The 23647-nt window shown below is 58.5% G+C and carries 23 protein-coding genes; 3 read left to right on the forward strand and 20 right to left on the reverse strand.

Annotation, left to right across the window (positions count from 1 at the left end; all coding sequences use genetic code 11):
- Positions 1 to 290 precede the first annotated feature (290 nt).
- Positions 291 to 581 (forward strand): WhiB family transcriptional regulator, encoded by a 291-nt coding sequence (locus CPPEL_RS08980; protein WP_123960797.1) that lies wholly within the window; start codon positions 291 to 293, stop codon positions 579 to 581.
- Positions 582 to 644: 63 nt separating this feature from the next.
- Here CPPEL_RS08980 and groL read toward each other — a convergent pair whose 3' ends face one another.
- The 9 genes from groL to alr form a co-directional block, all read right to left on the reverse strand.
- On the reverse strand, positions 645 to 2261 hold the full coding sequence (gene groL / locus CPPEL_RS08985; protein ID WP_123960798.1) for a chaperonin GroEL: 1617 nt from the start codon (positions 2259 to 2261) through the stop codon (positions 645 to 647).
- A 9-nt stretch (positions 2262 to 2270) separates the two neighbouring features.
- The gene (gene groES, locus CPPEL_RS08990; protein ID WP_123960799.1) at positions 2271 to 2567 is read right to left on the reverse strand and encodes a co-chaperone GroES; all 297 of its coding nucleotides are present in this window, start codon (positions 2565 to 2567) and stop codon (positions 2271 to 2273) included.
- Between the two features lie 150 nt (positions 2568 to 2717).
- Positions 2718 to 3764 carry a tRNA (adenosine(37)-N6)-threonylcarbamoyltransferase complex transferase subunit TsaD gene (gene tsaD, locus CPPEL_RS08995; RefSeq protein WP_123960800.1) on the reverse strand — a complete coding sequence of 349 codons (1047 nt, stop codon included), beginning with the start codon at positions 3762 to 3764 and terminating at the stop codon, positions 2718 to 2720.
- The gene (gene rimI, locus CPPEL_RS09000; protein WP_123960801.1) at positions 3761 to 4270 is read right to left on the reverse strand and encodes a ribosomal protein S18-alanine N-acetyltransferase; all 510 of its coding nucleotides are present in this window, start codon (positions 4268 to 4270) and stop codon (positions 3761 to 3763) included. The genes tsaD and rimI overlap by 4 nt, the downstream gene beginning before the upstream one ends.
- A complete protein-coding gene (gene tsaB, locus CPPEL_RS09005) occupies positions 4267 to 4947 on the reverse strand; it encodes a tRNA (adenosine(37)-N6)-threonylcarbamoyltransferase complex dimerization subunit type 1 TsaB (protein ID WP_123960802.1) in 681 nt (226 codons plus the stop codon). The genes rimI and tsaB overlap by 4 nt, the downstream gene beginning before the upstream one ends.
- Before the next feature lie 4 nt (positions 4948 to 4951).
- A complete protein-coding gene (locus CPPEL_RS09010) occupies positions 4952 to 5425 on the reverse strand; it encodes a hypothetical protein (RefSeq protein ID WP_123960803.1) in 474 nt (157 codons plus the stop codon).
- Between the two features lie 109 nt (positions 5426 to 5534).
- Complete coding sequence (locus tag CPPEL_RS09015; RefSeq protein WP_123960804.1) at positions 5535 to 7139, reverse strand: aspartate:alanine exchanger family transporter; 1605 nt, start codon at positions 7137 to 7139, stop codon at positions 5535 to 5537.
- 250 nt (positions 7140 to 7389) lie between these two features.
- Positions 7390 to 7869, reverse strand: a complete 480-nt coding sequence (tsaE, locus tag CPPEL_RS09020) for a tRNA (adenosine(37)-N6)-threonylcarbamoyltransferase complex ATPase subunit type 1 TsaE (protein ID WP_123960805.1) — start codon at positions 7867 to 7869, stop codon at positions 7390 to 7392.
- Positions 7866 to 8981, reverse strand: a complete 1116-nt coding sequence (gene alr / locus CPPEL_RS09025; protein ID WP_123960806.1) for an alanine racemase — start codon at positions 8979 to 8981, stop codon at positions 7866 to 7868. The genes tsaE and alr overlap by 4 nt, the downstream gene beginning before the upstream one ends.
- Before the next feature lie 71 nt (positions 8982 to 9052).
- On the opposite strand from alr, the gene CPPEL_RS09030 reads away from it, so the two are divergent.
- Complete coding sequence (locus tag CPPEL_RS09030; RefSeq protein ID WP_123960807.1) at positions 9053 to 9889, forward strand: dienelactone hydrolase family protein; 837 nt, start codon at positions 9053 to 9055, stop codon at positions 9887 to 9889.
- Here CPPEL_RS09030 and CPPEL_RS09035 read toward each other — a convergent pair.
- The 7 genes from CPPEL_RS09035 to rplM all read right to left on the reverse strand — a co-directional run bounded on the left by CPPEL_RS09035 (position 9886) and on the right by rplM (position 16454).
- Positions 9886 to 10083: a hypothetical protein gene (locus tag CPPEL_RS09035; protein ID WP_123960808.1), complete on the reverse strand. Its 198-nt coding sequence runs from the start codon at positions 10081 to 10083 to the stop codon at positions 9886 to 9888. The two genes, CPPEL_RS09030 and CPPEL_RS09035, sit on opposite strands and share 4 nt — an antisense overlap.
- Positions 10080 to 11450: a hypothetical protein gene (locus CPPEL_RS09040; protein ID WP_123960809.1), complete on the reverse strand. Its 1371-nt coding sequence runs from the start codon at positions 11448 to 11450 to the stop codon at positions 10080 to 10082. The genes CPPEL_RS09035 and CPPEL_RS09040 overlap by 4 nt, the downstream gene beginning before the upstream one ends.
- Positions 11447 to 11737: a hypothetical protein gene (locus CPPEL_RS09045; RefSeq protein WP_123960810.1), complete on the reverse strand. Its 291-nt coding sequence runs from the start codon at positions 11735 to 11737 to the stop codon at positions 11447 to 11449. The genes CPPEL_RS09040 and CPPEL_RS09045 overlap by 4 nt, the downstream gene beginning before the upstream one ends.
- Before the next feature lie 79 nt (positions 11738 to 11816).
- Positions 11817 to 13160, reverse strand: a complete 1344-nt coding sequence (gene glmM / locus CPPEL_RS09050) for a phosphoglucosamine mutase (protein WP_123960811.1) — start codon at positions 13158 to 13160, stop codon at positions 11817 to 11819.
- Between the two features lie 117 nt (positions 13161 to 13277).
- Positions 13278 to 15236, reverse strand: a complete 1959-nt coding sequence (locus tag CPPEL_RS09055) for an acyltransferase family protein (RefSeq protein WP_123960812.1) — start codon at positions 15234 to 15236, stop codon at positions 13278 to 13280.
- 241 nt (positions 15237 to 15477) lie between these two features.
- Positions 15478 to 16014: a 30S ribosomal protein S9 gene (gene rpsI / locus CPPEL_RS09060; RefSeq protein ID WP_123960813.1), complete on the reverse strand. Its 537-nt coding sequence runs from the start codon at positions 16012 to 16014 to the stop codon at positions 15478 to 15480.
- Entirely contained in the window at positions 16011 to 16454 is a 444-nt protein-coding gene (rplM, locus tag CPPEL_RS09065) for a 50S ribosomal protein L13 (RefSeq protein ID WP_123960814.1), read from the reverse strand. The genes rpsI and rplM overlap by 4 nt, the downstream gene beginning before the upstream one ends.
- 282 nt (positions 16455 to 16736) lie before the next feature.
- On the opposite strand from rplM, the gene CPPEL_RS09070 reads away from it, so the two are divergent.
- Positions 16737 to 17966 carry a hypothetical protein gene (locus tag CPPEL_RS09070; protein ID WP_123960815.1) on the forward strand — a complete coding sequence of 410 codons (1230 nt, stop codon included), beginning with the start codon at positions 16737 to 16739 and terminating at the stop codon, positions 17964 to 17966.
- A gap of 160 nt (positions 17967 to 18126) precedes the next feature.
- Here the strand turns inward: CPPEL_RS09070 and CPPEL_RS09075 are convergent, their stop codons facing one another.
- The 4 genes from CPPEL_RS09075 to eccCb form a co-directional block, all read right to left on the reverse strand.
- The gene (locus CPPEL_RS09075; protein ID WP_123960816.1) at positions 18127 to 18414 is read right to left on the reverse strand and encodes a WXG100 family type VII secretion target; all 288 of its coding nucleotides are present in this window, start codon (positions 18412 to 18414) and stop codon (positions 18127 to 18129) included.
- Between the two features lie 16 nt (positions 18415 to 18430).
- On the reverse strand, positions 18431 to 18748 hold the full coding sequence (locus tag CPPEL_RS09080) for a WXG100 family type VII secretion target (protein ID WP_123960817.1): 318 nt from the start codon (positions 18746 to 18748) through the stop codon (positions 18431 to 18433).
- A 157-nt stretch (positions 18749 to 18905) separates the two neighbouring features.
- Positions 18906 to 19793: a type VII secretion-associated protein gene (locus CPPEL_RS09085; RefSeq protein WP_123960818.1), complete on the reverse strand. Its 888-nt coding sequence runs from the start codon at positions 19791 to 19793 to the stop codon at positions 18906 to 18908.
- Complete coding sequence (gene eccCb / locus CPPEL_RS09090; RefSeq protein ID WP_245990429.1) at positions 19790 to 23419, reverse strand: type VII secretion protein EccCb; 3630 nt, start codon at positions 23417 to 23419, stop codon at positions 19790 to 19792. Before eccCb ends, CPPEL_RS09085 begins: the two co-directional genes overlap by 4 nt.
- Positions 23420 to 23647 lie beyond the last annotated feature (228 nt).

Consider the following 23647-nt stretch of genomic DNA (forward strand, 5'->3'; position numbering starts at 1 on the left):
CAACCCCCTGCTCGAAGCCACCCCACCATCGCCCTAGCAGCACCCCCTTCAAAGATTGTTGCACCAGGTGCCAGCCTGCGTGAGCTCGTTGTTTGCCCCAATGCCGAAGAAACATCGCCTAAAGGTCATGTGCGCATCATGTGTTGTTTACTTGCCTGCGCCATCCTATGGGAGCACGCCCTGGCACACGCTGAATATTCAACCGCCACGCCGCTGCATCGGCGGTCTTGGTTGATCAGGCTGCACCACCTTATTTGTTTTCATCGTCTTCTCAAAAGGAGCGCCTACGCATGCCCACCACGACCGTTCTCCCAGGCCCATACACGGTGCAATGGGATTGGCGGCTCGAAGGAGCTTGCCGCGACGAAAGCTCGGATACCTTCTACCACCCCGAAGGCGAGCGCGGTCGCGCCCGCATGATGCGTGAGCGTCGTGCCAAAGAAATCTGCCAAACATGCCCTGTACTCAAAGCCTGCCGCGAACACGCACTCAGCACCGGCGAGGTCTACGGCATCTGGGGTGGGATGACCGAAGGTGAACGCCAGCGCTATTTGCGCTCCGTTCGCATTGAGCAGCGCTAAGCACCACAAAAAAGAAGCACCCTCTCCCAATTGGGAGAGGGTGCTTTTTCACGCTTTGCGCTTTTAGTGGTGATGGTGGTGGCCTGCAGCCTGGGGCTGCGGCTCAGCCGGCTTTTCTACCACCGAGGCTTCGGTGGTAAGCACCATGCGCGCCACGGAAGTAGCGTTGACCACGGCAGAGTGGGTGACCTTGACTGGGTCGATAATGCCCTGCTCGATGAGGTTGCCGTACTCCAAGGAGGCGGCGTTGAAGCCTTCACCATTGCCAAGCTCAACAACGCGCGAGACAATCACGGCGCCATCTTTACCGGCGTTATCGGCAATCCAATACGCGGGCTTTTGCAGGGCGCGGCCAAGAGCCAGCACACCTACCTTGGCATCACCTTCGAATTGCTCGGCGAATTGCTTGAGCTCTTCGGCGATCTGCACCAGCACAGCACCGCCACCGGCGATCACGCCTTCTTGAGCGGCAGCACGAGCAGCGTTGATGGCATCTTCTACGCGCAGCTTGCGCTCAGACACCTCAGTTTCGGTGGCTGCGCCAACCTTGATCACAGCAACGCCACCGGAAAGCTTGGCCAGACGCTCCTCAGCCTTCTCACGATCCCAGGAAGAATCCGTGGTCTCGATCTCGCGGCGGATCTGCTCGCGACGGCGCTCCACGGCATCAGCGGTACCGGCACCATCGACGATGATGGTTTCATCCTTGGTAACGGTCACGCGACGGGCAGCACCGAAGACCTCCGGGGTGGCCTCGTTGAGGGTCACGCCCACTTCCGGGTCCACCACGGTGGCACCGGTCACTACGGCAAGATCGTCCATGAATGCCTTGCGGCGTTCGCCGAAGTACGGAGCCTTGACTGCGACTGCCTTGATGGTCTTGCGGATGGAGTTCACCACGAGCGTCTGCAGCGGCTCGCCTTCAACATCCTCGGCAATGATCAGCAGTGGCTTGTTGGCCTCTACTACCTTTTCCAGCAGCGGCAGGAAATCGGGCAGCGAGGAGATCTTGTTGCGCACCAGCAGCACGGCGGGGTTATCCAAGACGGCGTGCTGGGAATCGGTGTCGGTGATGAAGTAGGGCGAAAGGAAGCCCTTATCAAAAGACACACCCTCGGTGACGTCGAGATAAGACTCGATGGACTGGGATTCCTCGACGGTAACAACGCCGTCTTTGCCCACCTTTTCCATGGCGGCTGCGACCATGTCGCCCACCTCGGCGTCGCGAGAAGACACGGTTGCCACGTTGGCGATATCGGCGGCCGATGCCACTTCTTGGGCGCGAGCAAGCAGCTCTTCGACGACCTTCTCTGCGCCAGCCTGAATGCCACGGTTGAGCTCGATGGGGTTAGCACCGGCAGCGACGTTACGCAGGCCTTCGCTAATCAGCGCCTGAGCCAACAAGGTGGCGGTGGTGGTGCCATCGCCGGCGATGTCGTTGGTTTTCACCGCAACGGACTTCACCAGTTGAGCACCGAGGTTTTCAAAGGGATCCTCGACGTCGATCTCGCGAGCAATGGTCACACCATCGTTGGTCACGGTGGGGCTGCCGAAGCTCTTGTCCAATACGACGTTGCGGCCACGGGGGCCAAGGGTGACCTTGACGGCATTGGCAAGGGTATCGACACCCTTGAGCAAGCCTTCGCGGGCTTCTTGGTCAAATGCAATGAGCTTTGCCATGTAGTGGCCTTACTTCTCGATGATGGCGAGGATGTCGCGGGCGTTGAGCAGCAAGAACTCTTCGCCGTTGTACTTCAGCTCGGTGCCGCCGTACTTGGAAAAGACTACGGTGTCACCCTCTTTAACATCCATGGGTACGCGCTTGTCGTCTGCGAAGCGGCCGGGGCCTGCTGCTACAACAACGCCCTCCTGGGGCTTTTCCTTAGCGGAATCCGGGATAACCAGGCCGGAAGCAGTGGTGGTCTCGGCTTCGCTGATCTTTACTAGAACGCGGTCCTCGAGCGGCTTAATTTGAACGTTTGCCACGGTGTTCCTCCATTGATGAAGTGTCAAAAAATTGTGCCGGTTGCAGATGCCAGCACAGCCGTCGTCGCGGGTGAACAACTGTGTGTCTGAGACAACCTCTTAGCACTCTACTCGTTACAGTGCTAAGGCTTCAACCGTGATTGCTTAGAGCTAACTCACCAAAGGAATGCTCACGTCAAGGCCAGTATTGGTGCCCGCATCCAGGCCAGATGCCTGCCCGCCGGCAGCAATGAGCTCCGCTGCCAAACTCGCAATCATCACACCATTATCGGTACACAATTTCAGTGGCGGCACCAGCAACTCGATGCCAGCGCTTGCGCAACGAGCCCCAAGCAAAGAACGCAAACGCGCATTCGCCGCCACGCCCCCACCAAGGAGCAACGTAGGCGCACCAGTTTCCTTACAGGCCAAGATGGCCTTGGCCGAAAGCACATCGCACACGGCTTCTTGGAAGCTTGCGCACACATCGGCGATATCGATGGTGCGCCCCTCGCGTTCTGCGGCCTCTACATAGCGCGCCACGGAGGTTTTGAGCCCAGAGAAGGAAAAATCGAAGCGATGCTCTCCACGCATTTCATCCGCACGCATCAAACCTCTAGGGAAACGAATCGCCTTCCTATCTCCCTGTTGCGCCCAGCGATCAATCACCGGGCCACCCGGATACCCCAAGCCAAGCAGGCGGGCGACCTTGTCGTAGGCCTCGCCGGCGGCGTCGTCAAGCGTAGAGCCAAGTTCTCGCATGGGCGTGCCCACCGCATCGACCTCAAGCAACTGCGTGTGCCCACCAGAAACGAGCAAGGCCACGCAATGACCAAGCTCTGCACCAGCTAAGTTGGCCACGGCCACATGCCCGCCTAGGTGGTTGACCCCATAAAAAGGCACGTTCCAGGCAGCCGCGTAGGCCTTGGCCGCAGAAGCACCCACCAGCAGGGCACCAGCAAGCCCCGGCCCCACGGTGGCCGCCACGGCATCCGGGCGCGAGATGCCGGCTTCTGCCAAGGCGGCACGCATCACCGGCACCATCGATTCCAGGTGCGCACGAGAGGCGATCTCCGGCACCACGCCACCAAAGCGCGCATGCTGGTCCATGGAACTGGCAACGGCATTGGCCAAGATTTCCAAGGAGCCATCTTCGTGGCGCTGCACAATGCCCACGCCGGTTTCATCGCAGGAGGACTCAATGCCCAAAATGATCATGAGGCACCTTTCGCAAGATCAAAAGAACAAGGACGCAGCATAGTAAAAGCATCGGCCCCAGAGGGCTGATAGTAATTGCGCCGAAGCCCAATGCGCTGAAAACCAAAGGCCTCATACAAACCAATGGCCGGCTCGTTGTCAGTACGGACTTCTAAAAAGATCGCAGCAGCGCGTTGATCAGCCAGGCCACAAATCTGTTGCATCATTGCCCGGGCAAGCCCTTGGCCCTGGTAGGCGGGGTCAACGCCGATGGTATGAATTTCGCACTCGGGCTGATCTTGTGGCCCAAGAAATGCCACACCGGCATAGGCCACCAGGTGATTGTCTAGATCAATGCCCAGATACAGCGTATGGGGCTGGGCAAACTCCGAACGGAAATCAGCAGCACTCCAGGGATTATCTCCTGGGAAAAGCTGCGCTTCTAGGTGCGCTAAGCGCGGGGCATCAAAATCACTCAGGCGCCGAAGCTGCGTTCCTGCCTCGCCGGGATTGGCTTGCTCGCTCATCCCTCGTGCGAATCCTCGGGGCTTGCCGTGGGGACGTGGTGCGGGATCGCGGAAGAAAGCTGCACCTGCGGCTCCTTGGCATCTGGGCGGCGAAGATACAGCGGCTCGGGTGTTTGGGGCGGATCAAATTGCGCTACCGCCGCAAGGCCTTGAGCACTCGGATAGCACTCCACCACCTCAGTGGCATTGACCTGTTCTACTACAGCCTGTTGAAGATGCTGTGGCACGCTGAGCGTATCTACGTCCATGGCCGGGAGATCAGCAGGCTTGCACACCTGCGGGCCTTGGTGCACCTGGCCATCAACTACCTCGGTGTAATAGACCTCTTTGCGGCGCGCATCCGTAACCACCAGCACCTTCGAGCCGGGAAGCTGGGAGGCGATGGCCTGGTGGCTGCTAACACCAGTCACGGGGATGCCGAGGGCATCGGCAAACGCCATGGCGCTGACCATGCCCACGCGCAAGCCAGTAAAAGGCCCAGGGCCACAACCGACAACAACTGCCTGAAGATCATCAAAGCCCAAACCCGTGGCCTCAAGCATCTCCATCACGGTAGGCACCAAGGCCTCGTTGTGGCGGCGGGCATCTTCTAGGCAGCGTTGCTCAAGCACCTTGGCATCGCGCACAAGCCCAAGCACAAGCCTTGGGGTGGCACTATCAACTGTGAGCAGCAACAAGGGCTTAACCTGCCAGAACCCAGGTATCGCCGTCGAGGTAGAACTGGTTCATGTCATAGGCACGGAACGCAGTGGGCTGACCCTGGAAGCACAGGTTCAAGTCCTCGGTGTTGAATTCTGCAGAAGCGAATTCACCGTCTTGGTTTACAAACACCAGGTAGTTCTTATCCGCAGGGATGCTGCCTTCTTCTACCGCAAAAAGATCGGAGCCCACGCCGAGCTGCTCTACCTGCTCAACGGTCATGCCGGAGCAAACAGTAGCGGCTTCCATCCACTCGGTGCCATAGAGATCTGCCATGACCAAGCCAGCGATGTGGACGTTTTGATCTTCGAGCTTTTGCAAGGTTGCCTCAAGGCGCTTGCCGGAAAGTGGCTGCTGATCTTCCTGGCTGGCAGAGTAAATCATGCCGGCCACGAGAAGCAGGAACAGCACAATGAGCACGGTAGCCAGAGCGCGAAGTGGCTTAGGAAGTTGCATGGTGGGTCCTTTCGAAAGGTGCGCGGCGTCGCTTCACGCCGCTTGCTTGCTACCTCAAACGCTACTACGCCACCACCGATCGCCTCGAGCTTGCCCACCACTATGGCGCTTAGATGAGTAAGAGCAACACCACTTGCGAGGCGATGATTTTGCCGATCATGGCCGTGGGATACACCGTGGCATAGCCTCTGGTAGCAAGCTCAGTGTTGGTTTGGCCATTGAGATACGAGATCACCGCGGGGTTGGTGGTCATACCTGCGGCCACACCCATGGCCTCATCCCACTTCAGCTTCAGCAGCGGCATACATACCGCGGCGCACAGCACCGCCGAGGCGATGGTGACGATGAAGCCACCGCCGATCACAGCAATAGAGCTTGGGTCTGTGATGGCCTGGCGGAAGCCCACACCGGCCTTGGTGCCCACGCCCGCTAAGAAAATGCTCAAACCTAAGGTGCTGATGGTGCGGTTGGCGTGGTAGGGCACCTGCCAGCGCAAAGGGCCACTCTTTTCCATCGCGCCAAGAATCAAACCGGCCACGATAGGCCCGCCACCAAAACCAAGTGAGAGGGTGTTACCGCCGGGTAGTGGGACAGGGATGATGCCTAACAGAAGGCCCGCGAGGAGGCCGATAAAGAAGGGCAAGAGGTCTACGTCGGCAAGCTCACGCTCAGAATCGCCGAGATAACGGCGAACCTCGGGCAAACGCTCCGGGGTGGTGACCACGCGAACGCGATCTGAAAGGCGAATGACGGTGCTTGGGTTGGGCACCTCATCGGCATCACCCCTGCGGGCACGGACCACCAAGAAGCCGCGTGAGCAGGTATTGAGCTGCCCAAGGCTCATCCCAGCGATGGCCTTATTGGACACAGTGATGCGCGAATACACCAGATTGGTGCCATCCAGGCTTAACTCCACCGGCTCACCCAAGACCGCGATGGCCTTATCCAAAGCATCCGGGGTGCCATTGAGCACCAACACCATCCCAGGGCGCAGCTCCCGATCCCTCATGCCAAGCTCATGTTCATGATCCGAACGCACGATGCGGCTCGCAATCACCTGCTGGCCAGTAATGGCCTGCAAATCACCAATGCGACCAGTAATCCCCTCCCCGATGCGCACTCCGCGCCACGCAAGCGAATCACTAATGAGGCCTTCGGCACGAGCATCCTCGCGGTGATTGACCTTTAACAACTTCGCACCCACCGCGGCAACCACGATGGAACCAATCACCGCACCTGGATACGCCAAGGAGTAACCCACCACGGGCTGAGCCGATTGAGCAGGATCAAGCGAGCCCAACATATTCACCATCGCCGCCATACCAGGGGTAGAGGTCAGCGCACCAGCAAACATGCCAGCACCAATGGTCGGCTTAATGCCCAACAACGAGACAATCGCAACAGAAAGCACCGCCATGGCAACAAGCAGCACCAACAAAAAGAGGTTCAGCTTCCAGCCACGCGCCTTGAACTGCGCAAAGAAGGCACCGCCGGCTTCAAGGCCAATGGCGTAGACGAACATGGCAAGGCCAAGCTGGTAGAGCAGCGGCGGCAACTCGAGCTCGGGGTTGAGCGTGGAAAAGGCCAAGGCCACGAACAACACCGCAGCGGCCCCTAGAGAGATACCGAAGCAACGTATCTTTCCCAGCGCCAGGCCCAGAGCCAAAATGATGACCAGCGTGAGCAGCGGCGATGTTGCCAAATAATCAAGCAAGGGTGTCTCGTTTCTAAAAAATCCGATAATCGGTGTAAAAAACAGCACCCCCGATTCTTGCCAGGAGGGCGTGCCAGCTCAAGCTCAGAGCCAAAAATGTGGCTGAGATCAGACGCCGGTGTGATTTCAGCCCCCTCTTGGAGATCCACGCCAAGGAGGCAGCCCCTCCTAGAAAGCAGCCGCCACTCCGCCAAGGAAGCAGCCGCGCCAAAGAGCCCCCGCAGGCAGCACCCCACTCCCCCAGCGCTGCTTAACCTTCCTTGGTTTCCCAGGAGATGATCCGGGCTTCTGATTCTGGATCTTGCTCGGCGGCGGTGGTGCGGTCGATGGTGATTTGGATGTATCGCTGGGCGAGCTGCTCCATCATGCCGCCGCCCCATTCGGCTACCACCACTGCGTGATCGAGCTCGGTAATCAGGTCTAGGGATTCGAGCGCATCGATTGGGTCTTCGCCTGCTTCAAGCAGGCGGTATGCATCCACGTGAATGAGGGTTGGGCCATCGTTGATGGGGTGATGTTCGCGGGCGATTTGGAAGGTGGGTGAGGTGACTCGGCCTTGTACTTCTAGGCCTCGGGCGAGCCCTTGGGTAAACGTCGTTTTGCCCGCTCCTAAAGGCCCAACCAGGATCACTACATCGCCGGCGCTGAGTTGGGCGCCGATTGCTTGTGCAAGCTCCTGGGTGCTTGCAGCGCTTGGGCAGGTGCGGGTGCCTGAAGAAAGCTCGATCATGCTTGCTCCTGGTTCTCTGCGTGCTGATGGTGGGTTTGTTCGTATACCCTGCGTGTGCGCCCTTTGGGGCTACACACAATTTCGTAGTTGATGGTGCCAAGGGCTTCGGCTAGATCGCTTGCGCTCATGCCCCCTGGGCCAAAAATCACTGCCTCATCGCCGGGTTGCACTCCTGCATCATCAGCGCCGAGGAAGATCACGATCTGGTCCATGCATACTCTGCCGACTTGCTTGAATCGTTTGCCGGCGATGCTTACTTCCACGTGGCCTTGGGCGGCGCGTGCTAATCCATCGGCATATCCCACTGGCACGATGGCGATGGCTCCGTCATGCGGGGCGCGCCAGGTGTGTCCGTAGCTCACGGGATCTCCAGCGGCGATCTCTTTTACCACCGTCACCTTGGCCACCCATTGCATTGCTGGTTTCAGCCCGTGGTCGTGGCCTTGAATTGGCTCGCAGCCATAGAGTGCGATGCCGGGTCGCACCATCTGAAAGTAGGCATCCGGGCGTGAGAGCACTGCTGGTGAATTGGCAATGTGGTTGCAGGGCAGTTCTAGTCCGAGTGATCTGCCCTGTTGGATGGCTTGCTCAAACAGCGCGATTTGTTCATCGGTGGCGCTGCTTTTGAGGTCATCGGCGCAGGCAAAGTGGCTCATCAGCCCGGTTACTTCCAACGGCGAGCTTGCAAGGGCCTGCATGATTTCGCCCCACTGCGGTTGCAGCACCCCCGATCGGTGCATGCCCGTATCAATTTTGAGGACCACTTTTCCGCGGCCGTGTGCGAGCACTGCGTCTACTTGGCTTTTCGACGCCACCGCCACCGTTATTCCAGCGTCTAAGACTTCGCCCACGTTTTGATCGGGCGACCACAGCCAGCACATGATCGGAAGCTGCACACCGGATTGGTGCAGGGCGAGGGCTTCTGCAAAGGTAGCGACACCAAATTGATCGGCTCCTGCTGCTTGCATCACCTTCGCCACCTCGGGAGCACCGTGGTTATAGCCATCGGCTTTGACCACGCACATCAACTGCGCTGGCGCTACCTTGGCCTTGAGTTTGGCGGTGTTGGCGGCGATGGCGTCGAGGTTGATGCGGGCTTCGAGCAGATTCATGGTGTTCTATTGTGCCACCTGTGCCAGGCGGTGCCACCTCCAGGCGCTGGTATCCACTATCCTTAGACACCGTGGCTACCAAACTGTCCAAGCAACTACCAAAGCTTTCTAAGCGCGGCCCTCACCGCGTCCTCGTTGGCGACCTCGCCTATGCAGGCATCGAGGGGCGCGTGTACACCCCAGCCGAAGGCAATGGCATTCCTGGCGTGGTGTTCGCCCATGATTGGAAAAAGGGCGTAGAAAAATACCACGGCACGCTGCGTCACCTCGCAAGCTGGGGCATTGCAGTAGCGGCACCGAATACCGAGCGCGGTTGGATCCCCGATGTTCGCGGTTTCGCAGCAGATATTGAAACCTGCCTGCAAATCCTCACCGGCGTAAAGCTCGGCACCGGCAACGTCAGCGTTGCCCCCGGTCGCATCGGTGTCGCCGGTCACGGCATGGGTGCCGCCGCAGCGGTGCTTGCCGCAGCGCAGCGCGACAATGTCGCCGCAGTTGCAGCGCTCTACCCTGCTGCCAGCCACCCCAATGCCGAGGAGCTTGCCTCCAAGGTAAAAGCCCCCGGCTTGGTTATTAGCACTGATGAGGAAGCCTTCTTCGACTACGGCAACGCCGCAAAGATGGCCGCTAATTGGGGCGGCGATGTGGTGTATCGCGAGATGGAAAAGGGCAAGGCCCACGTCTTAACCGAAGACGTGTTGTTCAAGCTGGCCACCGGCACCGGCGGCATCAAAACCGGTGTGCGCGAGCAGGTGCGCGGACTCACCACCGGCTTCTTCTTGCATGAGCTCGCCGGAGAAAACAAGTACCAGGCTTTCTCTGATCCCGAGCAGGAGCTGAAAAAGACCCGCATCTACACCGGCGAGGACTTACAAGAACGCGCCGATCTCGGCACGATCAAACGCTAGGAAGAATGCAAAATGCCCCGAACGCGCCCGCGCCTTCGGGGCTTTGCTGTTGCTTGAGCAGCCGGGGGTTGCGGCGCTGCGTTCTTCTTTGCTGCTTGCACCGCGGCTTCGGCTTCGCGCACGAGTTTTTCAAAATCCGCCACTCGCTGCGCGGTTCGCTGGCGAAACTCTGCAATATAGTCTTCGTAGCTCATGACCATCCCCCTGCCTTCTTAGCGCTTGGTGCCTCCACTGCTGCTTCAGGTGCCGGCGCTTCGGCGGCCGGTGGCGCGCTTGGGGCATCTGACAAGTGCGCTGCCGCCGCCGCACCATAGTGCGGCTTGCCCGCGTTGGCAGCAAGCTCCGCTTTGGTTGGCGCAGGTTCGGGTGCTGCTTGCTCCGGCGCCGATGGCTCCTCTGAAACCTCCTGCGGTGGTTGCTCTGGTGTTTCCTCTAGTGGCTCAGGTGGGCATTCGGGTGCTGGTTCAGTGTCGCCAGCGCCCTCACACCCTTCGAAGTGGATATCGGCATCAATATCGATCGTGATGCCCAAACCTTGCATCGCCTCAGCCAAGCCCTGCGGCTGCACCTCCATCGGCTGCATGGGCGGCTTATTGCTTGCCTGCCCAAGCTGGGTGGCCAAGTCGGCAACACCGCGATCAACCTGCTGCGCAACACCTTGGATGGCAGAACCTAGCGCTTGGCCTAATCCCGCGATCGCACCTGCCGGCTGCGCTTCAGGTTGCTGGCTTACCGACGCCGCTTGTACCCCCGCCTCCTGGATCGAAGGCGATCCTGCCTGCGGTGGCACCTGGTGTGTGCTTGGCACTGCCGCTGCTGATCCACCAGATGCTTGCTTCGGCGCTTCTTGCGGGGCAGGTGCTGCCTCTTGCGGAGCCGGCACCGGTGTTGGCGCAGGTGGTGGCACGCACGATTCGGGGCGTGGTGCTTTGGTGTGATTGGGTGCAGTTGCTGCTTGTTCGCATTCTCCACGCAGTTGCTCCAAGCAGGCGCCAATTGCTTCATCCCTGGCCTGGCAGGTGCCCATAATCAACGAAGCGGTGGCGTTGATCAGCCCCTCGGCGGTGCGAACCAGGCCTTGAAAGATACCTGCCGCACCCAAGGGGTTGAGCACAGGATTCGTAGCACTAATGGCACCAAGTAGTGGCCCCATTGCTGCTGTGAGCGCACCGAGGGCACTATTGCAGGTGCGCGCGGCTTCTTGATCAATACACTCCATCGCTTCACCGGCTTTGCCCGCAGATTGGCCAATATCGCTATTGCGCTGGTGGCCTAGGAAGAGTTCTTCGATGAGGCTTTCAATGCCTTCACTAATGGCTTGTTCGGCAAAGAACTCTAAAACCTCAGCACCAAGAGTGCCGAGCACACCGGTATTTTCTGGATCGCTTTTGCCCCCGATATTCTTCGCCGCTGCAGCTACTGCGCCGGGATTGAGCCCGGCTGTGGCACTAAAGGCGTGCTCAAGGGCAGCGCTTGAGGTTTGAGGGCCTTGATACAGGCCATTGGAGACGCCGCGAAGGCCGTGCACGGCGGCGTCGAAAAGCTGAAAAGAGGGGTTCATTGCACACCCCCAAAGCCAGCAGCGTTGCTGATATCTGTGCTGCGAGCCGTTTCCACCTGCGAGTTTGCCTGCTTCGTGGCGTCTACCAACGTGGCGTAGCGGTGTTCGTGCTGCTGGTGGAGCGTATGAAAAAGCCGCTCCAGGGCAGCTTGTTGGGCGGCGAAATCTCGGCCGGTACTGCCCGGCGCGAGGTGCGGCGATGTAGCCGTATGCGATGTGAGCTGGGCTTTCGCCTCGCCTGAAAGCTGCGTTAGAACGGCAAGTGCCTTAGTGGCATCGAATGCCATGTACGTCATCATTCCCCCAAAGTTGTTGAGCCAAAAACCTTCACTAGTATTTGACGCAAAAACTCAAGGGGCGGTTCCCTTACACTTTAGAAACCACCGCTGCGAGGGCACCCGCTATACGACGAGCCTTCTCCTCAGCCTCCGCTTCAACCATCACGCGGAACAGCTCCTCAGTACCGGAGGGGCGAAGCAGGACTCGGCCAGTATCGCCAAGCTCATCGGTGGCAGATTCGATGGCTGCTACCACTTCCGGGTGAGATTCAATGGCCGACTTATCCGAAACAGGCACGTTGATCAGCACCTGCGGCAACACCTTCATTGCCTCGGCCAAAGACTTCAAAGAAACCCCCGTCTGCGCCATGCGAGACATCAGCGCCAAACCGGTAAGCGTGCCATCGCCGGTGGTGCCAAAATCGGGCATCACAATGTGGCCAGACTGCTCGCCGCCGAGGCTATAGCCGCCCTCATTGATCTTTTCCAGCACATAGCGATCGCCCACTTTGGTGTTCAGCAGCGTAATGCCGGCCTCGCGCATAGCAATGTGCAAACCAAGGTTGCTCATCACCGTGGCCACCAGGGTATTTTTGCGCAGCTCGCCATTATCCTGCATGGCCAGGGCAAGGATGGCCATGATCTGATCACCATCGACCACATTGCCCTCGGCATCTACTGCCAGGCAGCGATCGGCATCACCATCATGGGCAAGGCCTAAATCAGCACCGTGTTCGAGCACCGCGGCCTGCACCTGATCAATGTAGGTAGAACCGCAATGATCGTTGATGTTATAAGCATTGGGCTTATTGTGAATAGCCACCACGGTGGCCCCTGCTGCCGCATAGGCCAAGGGGGCAACTTCACTTGCGGCACCATTGGCGCAATCCACCACCACTTTGATGCCATCGAGCTGCTCTGGCATTGAGGTGCGCAGGTGGTCTAGGTAGTGTTCGCGGGCATCGGTGGCCTCTTCAATCACGCGGCCAACGCCGTGGCCAGTGGGGCCGGATTCTTCAAGGCCTTCCATCACCTGCTCAATTTCATCTTCTACATGATCAGGCAGCTTATGGCCGCCCTTAGAGAAGAACTTGATGCCGTTATCTGGCATGGGGTTATGGCTTGCAGAGATCATCACGCCCATATCGGCGCCATAAAAATCAGTAAGGAAGGCAACCGCCGGGGTAGGCAACACGCCCACGCGAAGCACATCGACGCCACGGCTTGCCATACCGGCAGCCAATGCAGCGGCCAGCATTTCACCAGAAACGCGAGGATCTCGGCCGATCACTGCTACCGGACGACGACTCCCGCTGCGGTTATCTCGGGTAAGCACTTCCGCTGCCGCCGCGCCAAGGCGCAGGGCCAGTTGAGCTGTGAGCTTCTTGTTCGCCAGACCACGAACACCATCGGTACCGAAAAGACGAGTCATACCAAGCATTATGCCTGCCAAGGCTAGAAACCCAGACCCCCACCCCGGCTTTGGCCTGCAAAGCACAAACGATGCTGGCCAACAAAGCTGCGCAGGACAAGCTACAAGCGCAACGGCCTAGCCGCAGGTGCTTGGAATGACCTTCTTATCGTCTTTCCACTGCTTGAAGGCATCGCGGATGGTATCGGCATACACCAAGGCACCATCGGGGGTGGGGTGGATGCCGTCGTCGCGAAGGATCAAAGGATCGCTGGCCACCGCCTGGCACCAGGGAGCGACATAGAGGTTGCTATAGCGCTTTGCGGCTTTGAGGATGGCTTCGCGTGAATAAGGAATCCAAGGACGATCACCGTATGGCTCGGTAATCACCACGATGCGATCAGGCCCAAGGACCTCCATCACCTCGTCCATGAGCTCATCATCTACCTGGCTATTGGTGCCAAAGCCGAGTACCACAAATTGATCAAGGGTGCCGTCGGCAATCATCTGCTGCAGAATCGCCTTCGCCGTGACCAAGGCGCGCGAGACCTCGCCATCAACGTAGATGCCTGGGAATTCCGTGCGCAGCACATCGGCACTGGCAAGCATCACGGAATCACCCACGGCTGAAATCTGGTTGCCCTTCGGCATCACGCGCACGGGTTTGGGCTTGGTGGTTTCTGCAGCCTCTGCCTTTTGCTGCTGGGATGCTGCTTGATCCAAGAAGCGCTCAAGATCGGTTTTATCCGGGGCAGTGACCAAGGATGCAATCGTGGCGCTGGGCAGAATCAACACCGCCAGCACCGTGGTAATCCAGGCACGTATAGGACGTAGATCGGGTGAAGTAAGCGTGGCCATGCGGCGTTTGGCTGCCTTGAGATATCCGCCGCGACGGATCGGGGTTTCGATATTGCGATACGACCAGGCCGAAAGCGGCAGTGAGACTGCCACGGCAAGAATGGCGAGCAACTGCCAGGGCTGTTCGGGGAACCAATGGCGCAAAAGTTGGATGATGGGCCAGTGCCAGAGGTAGAGGCTAAAGGAGCGCTCGCCAAGCCAACGCAGCGGCGCCAATTCCATGAGCCTGCTGATCGGCCCTACTTCAAACACGACGGCAGCCAGCACAATTGCTGTAAGCACGCTGGCCGCTACTAAGCCGCCGCGGTAGGTAAAGGTGAGATCATCGCCCATGGCCCACATCTGCCACAGCAGCAGGGCGAAGGCGATCACGCCAAAGATGCCGAGCAGCTTGCGCAGGGTCTTGGAATGCCTAGGCCAAGAATCCCTGGCCTTGCTGCTTGTAGAGGTAAGCAATGCGGCAAGGGCTGCGCCGATGAGCAGACCGAAGGCGTGAGTATCGGTGCCGTAATACACACGGGTGGGGTCTTGGCCTGGCTCTACTTTGATGGCCATCCAGGTAGCACTGAGTGCCGCACCGAAAAGGAACACGGCCATGAGCACAGGGCGGATAGAGCGCCGCCCATACCTGCGCAGCAGCCAAAGCAAGCCAACCACGATTGGTGGGAAGAGGATATAGAACTGTTCTTCTACCGCAAGCGACCAATAGTGGGCAAAGATCTGCACTTGGTCTTGGCCAAAGTAGGTGTTGTCGTTGGCAATTTGCACCCAGTTATTTACAAAGAGCACAGAGCCAAAGAATTGTTTATCCAGGCCAACGGCAAGGTTGCCGCCAAAGAGCCTGGTAATGGGCACCGTGATCAGCAGCACCATGGTGGCTGCGGGAACTATTCGACGCAACCTGCGAACCCAAAAGTCTTTGAGGCTAATCGCGCCGGTGGCCGCATATTCTCGCAGCAGCAACGAGGTGATCAGGAAGCCGGAGAGGACGAAGAAGACATCCACGCCCAGGTAGCCACCTGGCAGAAGCTGTGCTGCGAAGTGGTAGATCACCACGGCTAGAACGGCGATGCCCCGCAGGCCATCGATGCCTGGCACGCGGCGGATCTTCTTGCCAATCGGCTGGCCACCGAGGTTTTCTGCTTCCACCGTCATGGGAAGGCGCGGGGCACGGCGAGTGCGAAATAGGCCCTTGCGGGCTGCGCCTTTGTTGTTGGCGTGGAAGAAAGAAGGTGCCATCCGGGGTGCTCTAATACGGTGTAGTGCGATGCCTGGGAATCTCAGGCTTGTGGTTAATAACCCCGCTATCCTATCAGCGCCGATGCACGGCTTTGCCTAACCCGGCAGCGGCGTTTGGTGTCGCGTGTATGACACAGCAGAGCCGTTGTGGTGGATGCTGGGGTGGTCGCTGCAACGGCAAACGCCGCCACCCCGAACGATGCGGGAGTTGGCGGCGTTGCTGAAGCGTGTAAGTGTTGGCTTAACGCTTGGAGTACTGCGGGGCACGACGTGCCTTGTGCAGACCGGCCTTCTTGCGCTCGACGGCACGAGCGTCACGGGTGAGGAAGCCAGCCTTCTTCAGGGCGGCACGGTCAGCCGGGTTGTACACGTTGAGTGCACGGGCAATGGCGAGGCGGAATGCGCCAGCCTGGCCGGTGGGGCCGCCACCGGTGAGGTTTGCCACGATATCGAACTGGCCTTCGCGGTCGACCAGGTCCAGAGGAGCCTTGATCAACTGCTGGTGCAGCTTGTTGGGGAAGTACTCTTCCAGGCTGCGGCCATTGCAGATGAACTGGCCGGAGCCCTCCACCATGCGCACGCGCACGATGGCGCGCTTACGGCGACCAACGGTCTGGATGGGGCCTTCGTGCAGCGAAGCGACCTCGACCTCTTCGACCTCGGCCTCAACGGCTACAGCGTCACCAATGGTGTTGGTGAATTCCTCGGAAGCGGCGGCAGCAGCGGCGATCTCGGCTGCTTCTGCCTCGAAGTTTTCGTTTACGTTCTGTTCGCTCACTGGGACACCTGCTTGATCTCGTAGGTTTCGGGCTTCTGGCCTGCGTAGGGGTGCTCGGAACCGGCGAACACGTGCAGCTTCTTCACGGATGCACGGGAAAGACGGTTGTGGGGCATCATGCCGCGCACGGATTCTTCGATAACGCGCTCGGGGTGCAGGTCGAGCGAACGACCAAGGGTCATGCTCTTCAGACCACCCGGGTAGCCGGAGTGGCGGTAGCGCATCTCGCGCTCGCGCTTGTTGGAGGAAACGTGAACCTTGTCAGCGTTAATGACGATCACGTGGTCGCCGCAATCAACGTTGGGTGCGAACTGGGGCTTGCCCTTACCGCGCAGCAGGTCAGCTACGTGGGTTGCAAGACGACCAAGCACAACGTCAGTCGCGTCAACGACGTACCACTTGCGGGTGATGTCACCGCTCTTCGGGTGGTAAGTAGACACTGAATGACTCCTTTTAAGTCTGTCTAGAACTGCCAGCCAAAAGTCTCGAATGGAAGATCACTCACGGCGGCCGGTGGAGACCCGAGGTGATCTGCTGTGCGCCCGCAAAAAGGCACACTCCACACAGGCGCTCTACCCTACCCCATTGGCAGCACACAGCCAAAAATGCTCGAAGGCTTCTTGCTTTTCGACGCCCACGCCCAGCTCCCCCTCGCCCACCTCGAAGAAGACGGCCCACAAACACACTTGCCCGCAATGGTTTTGAGGAGTTGATTCATAGATATGAGCGAAACAAAGAAGGACGCTGGGGAGCGCCTACAAGAGGCAGCCGACGCTGTGACCAAGTTCTGGAAAGACGGGTTCTTAAACGGCAGGCCTTTTAAGTCTTTTCTGCATGGCAATGGTGAATTCGATCAGGAAAAACTCGAATCTGATACGTTTATCCACCCCAAAGATGTTGCTTTCTTGAAAGACGAGGCTGACCCAGAAGACAAGCGCCTAGCAACGCTTCGTTCCTGGGTGAACGGTTATGAAGGCAACAAGCTCAAAGAGTTCCAAGCCGATGATGCAAAGGCACTTCCGCTCTACCCGGCAGTGCCGCAACCGTTCATGGGGGATCTTTCAGCCCCTCGCTTGTTGGTAGTGACCATGAACCCTAGCTTTCATGAGTACTCCGACTGGGTCATGGGTCGCCCCTTTTCCGCTCTGCCATGGAAAACACGGGGCAAGCTGCATTACCGCATCGGGGATCTCTACGGTTTTAATCCAAGCGATAGCACTGATGAGAAATCTGAACTTGTTCGCAAACAAGCACGAGAGCAATGGAAACAAGAACAAGAAAAGCTGCTGCGACACATCAGAGGCGAAGAAGTCTTAGTCCCTTGGTCTATGGACGGCAGGAGCCCGGACTTTGCTTTTTGCCCTCCATTAAATTGCCATGGCGACGGTGCCAGCTTTTGGGGAAAGAAAGAGCAGTTTCAGCAGGATCCCGAAAAGTGGACCTCGGGAGAATACAACTGGCACACCACCTACTTTGGCGCGCCCCGAGACGAAACATATCTGCGATCCCTCTTTCCAGATGCAGAGAGGAAGACATCAACCTCAGACTTGGTAGCACAAGTCGAATTGCATCCCTACGCATCTAAAACTGGTGCGGACCTAAAAAAGTTGCTGCATTCCGAAGATTTCGAGCTCAACGTCTCAGACCAAAATGCAGATTATGGGTGTTTCTTGCCTTCTCAACGGCCGATTTTGGAGTACGTGCGCACCTTCATGGAAACGGCTGAGGAGAGAAACGCCATCGTTGTATTCCGAGGTTCGGTCCTTGGCAAGAATGGCGTCAAGTGGCTGGATAGCACCATCAAATCGAGTGCATCAGCCAAAGCCAGGTGCTTCTATCGTGGTGGCCAAGGGTTCAGGCTAAACATCAGTGACGCCTTAAAGAATCGTGCGACGGATAAGCCCGTCAAGAAAAGCGACCTAAAGAAACTTCTCAAGACCCAAAGCACGTAGCGCCCCGGAAGGCTGCAGCCGAAAAACACGAAACGCGCAACCTGCCCTGGTTGCGCGTTCGCAGTATCGGTAGCGGGGCGCCAATCAATGCAGCAGGCCTCGCGTTCGTTGCCATGTATCGAGGTGCGTTATTGATGGGCGCGGGGGCGTGGAAAAGCTTTTAGCCCCAGGAAGCTGCTGCCAAACGGTTCACCTCACTCATGCGCTCATTGCCCTGGCGAACGGTGTTGGCGATGGTGGAAAGGATGGTGTTGAGTTCTGCGGCTGCGCGATCCCACTGCGCCTGGGCCTGCTGGTATGCGGTGGCGGATTCGCCTTCCCAGGTGCTCACCATCGGCTGGATGTGTGCGCGCAGTGATTCCAAGAGGGCATTGATGCGCCCGGAGGTGGATTGAATATCTCCTGCTGCGGCTTCGATTTCACCGAATCCGTACTTGATCATGTCCATGGTTGTTCCCCCTTATTTAGAGTGCTAGGCCTTGGCCGCCCACGGCGTTGAAGGCTGCCACGTTGTCGGCTTCGGTGTGGTCAAAGGATCCGGCGTTGGAGCGGATGTTATCGGCGATGGATTGCAGCGCTTGCTGCAGATCGCGCGCGGAAGCATTCCAGCGTTCCATCAGCCCATCAAAGCTGTGCTGAGCGCTACCCACCCAGGATCCGCGAACTGCGTCGACCACGCCGCGCAGCCTGGTCAGTTCTCCTTGTACTTCGTTGTTTGTGTCATCCACCCGAGCGGCGGTGCTCACCATTACGTCGGATTCTGTACGAAACGCACTAGTCACGTGATTTCCCCCTTTGTATAACAATTGAATTGATCACTGACATTCCCCGAGAGCGTCAGTGCTGAGTTGCCCGCCCGGCCACGAGGCCGTTGCTAAACACTCATTACTCTTAGACGTAATTGCCGTCCCAGCGGTTCCCTTTTGAAGCAAAGTTTTTTTACACCAGCTCAAGGCTTGCCACCGCTTGGTCACAGGCCGCTAATTGCTGGCTCGATGCAGCCTGACGAGTCTGACACCCCACAAATAACATGTGCTCCCCGCGCTGCCATTGCGTCCAGCGCACCTCAGAGCCATCGTCGGCGCGCTCCAAGTACACCACCGCGGGCGCATTGGCCAGGCGAGTATTGGCCTCAAGCACCTCTAAGGAATCATCGACTCGCACGGCATCGAGGGTGTTGCTGAGGCTTCTGCCCGGTGTTTCCTTGCTCAGCAGGATTCTTAAATTCGGGTCATCGCCTGTTGCCATCACATCCCCATCACGTGGCGCCAAACCAAAATCTACCGGCAGCTTCACGCGTAGCCCATCTAATTCCATGCTGCGCAATACCGGACCTTTGGGCGCAGGCGGCGGGGTGCTCGTCGCCTGCACTGTGCTGCTGTTTGGCGTTGCTGCGGCCTCAATCGGCGCTGGCGCATCATCACTTGCAAGCCAGCGCCAAGAAGCAATCACCGCCAGCAGCGCCACACTTGCGATCAAACCCCAGGCGATCTTTTGCCTTTTCGACGCCCCACGTTCGCGCTTCATAGCCAATTGCGGCACAGCTTGAGGTTTTTCTTCCTCTCGCATGAGCTGCGCTTCTGGCTCAATGACCTGCGCACCTGCTGCAAGAAGCTCCGCTTTGAGTATCTCGATGGCCTCGCCTTCGCCAATGAGCTCCACACAGCCATGCTCCCAACCATGAAGGAGTTCTTTGCCTTGTTCAATCACGGCCTCGGTGGCCCAGCCCTCGACGATGCCGCTGCCGGGTAAGTCATAACGAAACAGCGTGTCTGGGCCTTCAAAGATGGTGGCTGCATCTAACACGCTGATGCTTAAGGTGCTCACGGCGTTTCCTTCGGCGTGGCAACCTGCAGCATGCCTTGTTGGCTTCCGCGTTCAACCCACACCGCACGCCCTGGGATTTGCGCACTGGGGCGCACACCAAAGAGGGGGCCATCATCGCGTTCGCCGCTGAGCAGCAGCACCAGTGGGTGTTGATCTTTCAGCTCAGCCAACAGGGGCTGGAACAAAGCTCGCATGGCTCCGCCCATCTTTCTGATGCACACCACATGTAGGCCAATATCGCGGGCGTGTGGCAGCACCTCTAGCAGCGGGGCTAAAGAGGCAGGATCGCATAAGTCTGCATCATCAATGCACACAAAAAGTTCCGGGCCTTCCCACCAATTACGAGCCCGAAGCTGCTCGGCACTTAACTCCGCCCCAGGTAGGCGCCCGCGCAAGGTGATGAGCGTTTCTGCCATCAGCGCTTCCGTGGCTTGGCGTGAGCCGGCGTACCCGGCCAACATGTGCTCTGGCACGGTGCCGAGATGGCTGCGACGAGGATCAATCAACACCACCCGCGCCTGCTGCGGATCCATCGCTGCTACCTGCTGCAGCACGGATGCAAGCAGCGTGGATTTTCCAGAACCCTGGGCACCAAAACAAAGCAGGTGCGGCGATTGGGCAAAGTCCCATGCCACCGCCTTGAGATCCTTAGCACCAACACCGAGCACCACCGCAAGATCATGCTCAAGTGCATCGACGCTGATGGCGTGTGGCAAAAGCTTTAAGGCCGGCACCCGTGGCTGATCCGCACAATGCCTGGTCACATGGGCAATGTCTTGGGGTCCGCTGTGGGCAATGAGCATCTGCTCTTTGCTGTGATGCACGCCCAAACCTGGGCGGTGCGGGAGGCGTTCTTGAATCTTGCGATCAATCAAAGAATCAAGCGCCTCACCCAGTTTCAGCTCAATTCTTTGGGCAATCAGATCGCGTACCGCAGGGCGCATTGCCGTCCACCTGGGAGTGCTGAGCACCAAGTGAACATGTGACGCCAAGCCATCTGCTGCTATTCGATTCAAGGACTCCAAGTGCTCTTCATACTCGGCAGAGAGCACATGCCAGCCGTCGATAAGCAAAAAGGTATGGCGCGCCTCAGCATTATCCACCAGCCCAAGCACCTCATCGATCATGCGCGCCACTTTTTCCGGCTCATCGCGATGCGCCACCCCAGCCACATGCGGCAATTGTTTCAACGCAGCTAGATCCTTAGCCGCCAGGTCCAATACATAGATGCGCAACTGCTGGGTGCTGTGCTTAAGCGCCAAAGAAAGCGCCAAGGTGCGAAGTGCTGTGGTTTTGCCCGACTGCGGCCCACCGCAAATGGCGGCGTGGCCTTGCTGGCCATGGAAATCCAGCACCAAAGGATCCTGGCGCTGCTCAAAGGGGCGATCGATAATCCCGATGGCAGCACGCAACGTACCTTCGGGCTGCGCCACTGAGGCCAACGCGATTGCCTCTGGCAGCGGAGGCAACCACACCTGGCGTGCCTGCATACCCAATTCGCTGGCAAGCTGCACTGCGGCATCCACCAAAGATTCCAAATAACTTGCACCCGAGGCGGCCTCACACATATCCACCTCGGTGGATTCCCAACCATCCCAGCGACGTGCCTGCCCTGGTGCATCACTAGGTTGCGTGGGCACCATCAAAGGACCAGAAACATAGTCGGTATGAAAGCGCAGCAGCTCACCATCGGCAGTTTTGAGCAGCCCCGCACCGGGAGTATTGGGCAGCTCATAGGCATCGGCAACACCAAGCACCTGTCGAGATTCCGCCGAAGAGAAGGTCTTGAGCCCAATGCGATAGCTCAAGTGAGAATCCAAACCACGCAGCTTGCCTTCCTCTAAACGCTGCGAAGCCAACAGCAGATGCATGTGCAAAGAACGCCCAAGCCTGCCCACCGCCACAAAAAGATCCGCAAAATCTGGGTGCTGGCCAAGCAGCTCCGAAAACTCATCCACCACAATGACCAAGGCCGGCATGGCTTCGAGGTCTGGGCGATGCTCACGAGCCGCCATGTATTCGCCCACATTGGCAAAATTGCCGGCCTTTCTTAAAAGCTCCTGGCGCCGGTGCATCTCACCTGCGATTGCTGCGTGCATGCGCTCTACCAGCACGGCTTCTTCAGAAAGATTCGTAATCACCGCGGAGGTATGCGGCAGCTTTTCTAGACCCAAGAACGTAGCGCCGCCTTTGAAATCCACCAGCACAAAATTCAACGTCTCTGGATCATGCAGGCCAGCAAGCGATACCACCAGGGTGCGCAGCAACTCGGACTTGCCACTACCGGTAGCGCCCACGCATAGCCCGTGCGGGCCCATGCCGCCGTGGGCGGACTCTTTGAGATCTAAGAGCAAGCTTGCGCCATCTTCACGCACACCGATGGGCACTTGGAGGCGCTGAGGACCTCTCGCCACCCAACGCTTGCGCAACTGCTCTACCTCAGGAAATAGCCCCTCCAGAGGCTGCAAGCCCTGGGTGGTGCCGGCTTGTGCATCGCTGGTGGCAAGGCTTCGCGCCAGTTGCGCAGCCGCAGGCACGCTGGCGAGCTCTACCTGGCCTAGATCTTCCATACCGGCTTCGGTGAGCACGCTGATTCGATCATCCTGGGCAATGAGCACCAAACCTTCTGCCTCTGCCAACGCCACCATCGGGTGCAGCTCTGCTTGAGCAAGCGAGCCTTCAAAACACAACAGCAAGGTGCGATCGGCGCGAAGCCCAGGCATGCTCGTTGCATCGTGATCCTTGGCATCCACCACCTGCACCCCATGATGGGCATCAGCGGTGGTGTGCGCTAGCCACTTCAACCACTGCCACTGATCAAGACGCCGCAGGGGCTCATCTACCTCAATGCTCACATGCGCCGGCTGGTGGTGATAGGCCAGTTGCAGCAACATCTGGCGGATCAAACCCGGCGCCTGTTCGCCCACCACCGCGATGATGGGAAAGGCCTGGGGCTGCAGCACAACGGGCATTTCTGGGATGGTGCCAACGGCGCGAACCACTCTGCGCAGCGCAATGGCGCACACCGGGTCTAGATCTTCTGCATTGCCTGGATCTTCTACCTCAATCGGCGTGCATAACGGAGTGCGCCCCACCCCCAGGCGCACCGCCATGAAGTGCTCATGCTGCGGATCGCGCTGCTCGCGGTGCTCGACGAGCCCCTGGCTTAACGTATTGGCATCTGGGTGCAGCGTGTGTTCCCTCTGGCGCTGGATAGCGGCGTGCTCTAAAGCCTGATCACGCAAGAACACCAAGTGCCGCAGGTAGGAGCGGCGGGTGTCGTCTTCTTCATTGCTGCCCTTCGGCTGCAGCATCGCCAACATCGATACCACCATGAACAGCGGAAACATCATCATCATTGGATTAAAGGTGGCCTGAGAAAGCACCATAAACGCCACCATCGCCACCATGGCCAACACCATCACCACCGGCATGATGATCCTCGGCCACGGCAATGGTTGCGGTTGTTGTGCTTTAGGCACCGCCTGAGCTTTGAGATTGCCCGTAGGCAAATCCGGCACACTTGCTGCCTCGATGGTGATATCCGACGGTGTATCAACACTGTGGGCGTCGGTGGTGTGCGGCAGTGGTGCGTCGAAAAGCTTGCGCGCCAACGTGCGAGTCATGACAATCAATCCCCCTTGTGATCATTCCCCCAAAGATGTGTACCCCCGTACACAATCTCCGGTGCCACGCGCCTTGCGGTGGACACAGCACCGAGCTTAGGTCAAGATAGCTTGCAGCAAAAGGGATAGCGTGCGATTGGGGAATCGCACAGGTTTGCTGCCCGATTGCGCTTTCGCTGCTTGAGTAGGCACAACGATCTCAAGCATTCACACCAAGGGGGAATTTTT

This window comes from Corynebacterium pseudopelargi (assembly GCF_003814005.1).
GTDB lineage: Bacteria > Actinomycetota > Actinomycetes > Mycobacteriales > Mycobacteriaceae > Corynebacterium > Corynebacterium pseudopelargi.

Bases quoted from the DNA above. Each gene is read 5' to 3' on its own strand.
- CPPEL_RS08980 (WP_123960797.1), top strand. From the start codon at position 291: ATGCCCACCACGACCGTTCTCCCAGGCCCATACACGGTGCAATGGGAT.
- groL (WP_123960798.1), bottom strand. From the start codon at position 2,261: ATGGCAAAGCTCATTGCATTTGACCAAGAAGCCCGCGAAGGCTTGCTC.
- tsaD (WP_123960800.1), bottom strand. From the start codon at position 3,764: ATGATCATTTTGGGCATTGAGTCCTCCTGCGATGAAACCGGCGTGGGC.
- rimI (WP_123960801.1), bottom strand. From the start codon at position 4,270: ATGAGCGAGCAAGCCAATCCCGGCGAGGCAGGAACGCAGCTTCGGCGC.
- CPPEL_RS09010 (WP_123960803.1), bottom strand. From the start codon at position 5,425: ATGCAACTTCCTAAGCCACTTCGCGCTCTGGCTACCGTGCTCATTGTG.
- tsaE (WP_123960805.1), bottom strand. From the start codon at position 7,869: ATGATCGAGCTTTCTTCAGGCACCCGCACCTGCCCAAGCGCTGCAAGC.
- alr (WP_123960806.1), bottom strand. From the start codon at position 8,981: ATGAATCTGCTCGAAGCCCGCATCAACCTCGACGCCATCGCCGCCAAC.
- CPPEL_RS09035 (WP_123960808.1), bottom strand. From the start codon at position 10,083: ATGAGCTACGAAGACTATATTGCAGAGTTTCGCCAGCGAACCGCGCAG.
- CPPEL_RS09040 (WP_123960809.1), bottom strand. From the start codon at position 11,450: ATGAACCCCTCTTTTCAGCTTTTCGACGCCGCCGTGCACGGCCTTCGC.
- CPPEL_RS09045 (WP_123960810.1), bottom strand. From the start codon at position 11,737: ATGGCATTCGATGCCACTAAGGCACTTGCCGTTCTAACGCAGCTTTCA.
- glmM (WP_123960811.1), bottom strand. From the start codon at position 13,160: ATGACTCGTCTTTTCGGTACCGATGGTGTTCGTGGTCTGGCGAACAAG.
- CPPEL_RS09055 (WP_123960812.1), bottom strand. From the start codon at position 15,236: ATGGCACCTTCTTTCTTCCACGCCAACAACAAAGGCGCAGCCCGCAAG.
- CPPEL_RS09070 (WP_123960815.1), top strand. From the start codon at position 16,737: ATGAGCGAAACAAAGAAGGACGCTGGGGAGCGCCTACAAGAGGCAGCC.
- CPPEL_RS09075 (WP_123960816.1), bottom strand. From the start codon at position 18,414: ATGGACATGATCAAGTACGGATTCGGTGAAATCGAAGCCGCAGCAGGA.
- eccCb (WP_245990429.1), bottom strand. From the start codon at position 23,419: ATGACTCGCACGTTGGCGCGCAAGCTTTTCGACGCACCACTGCCGCAC.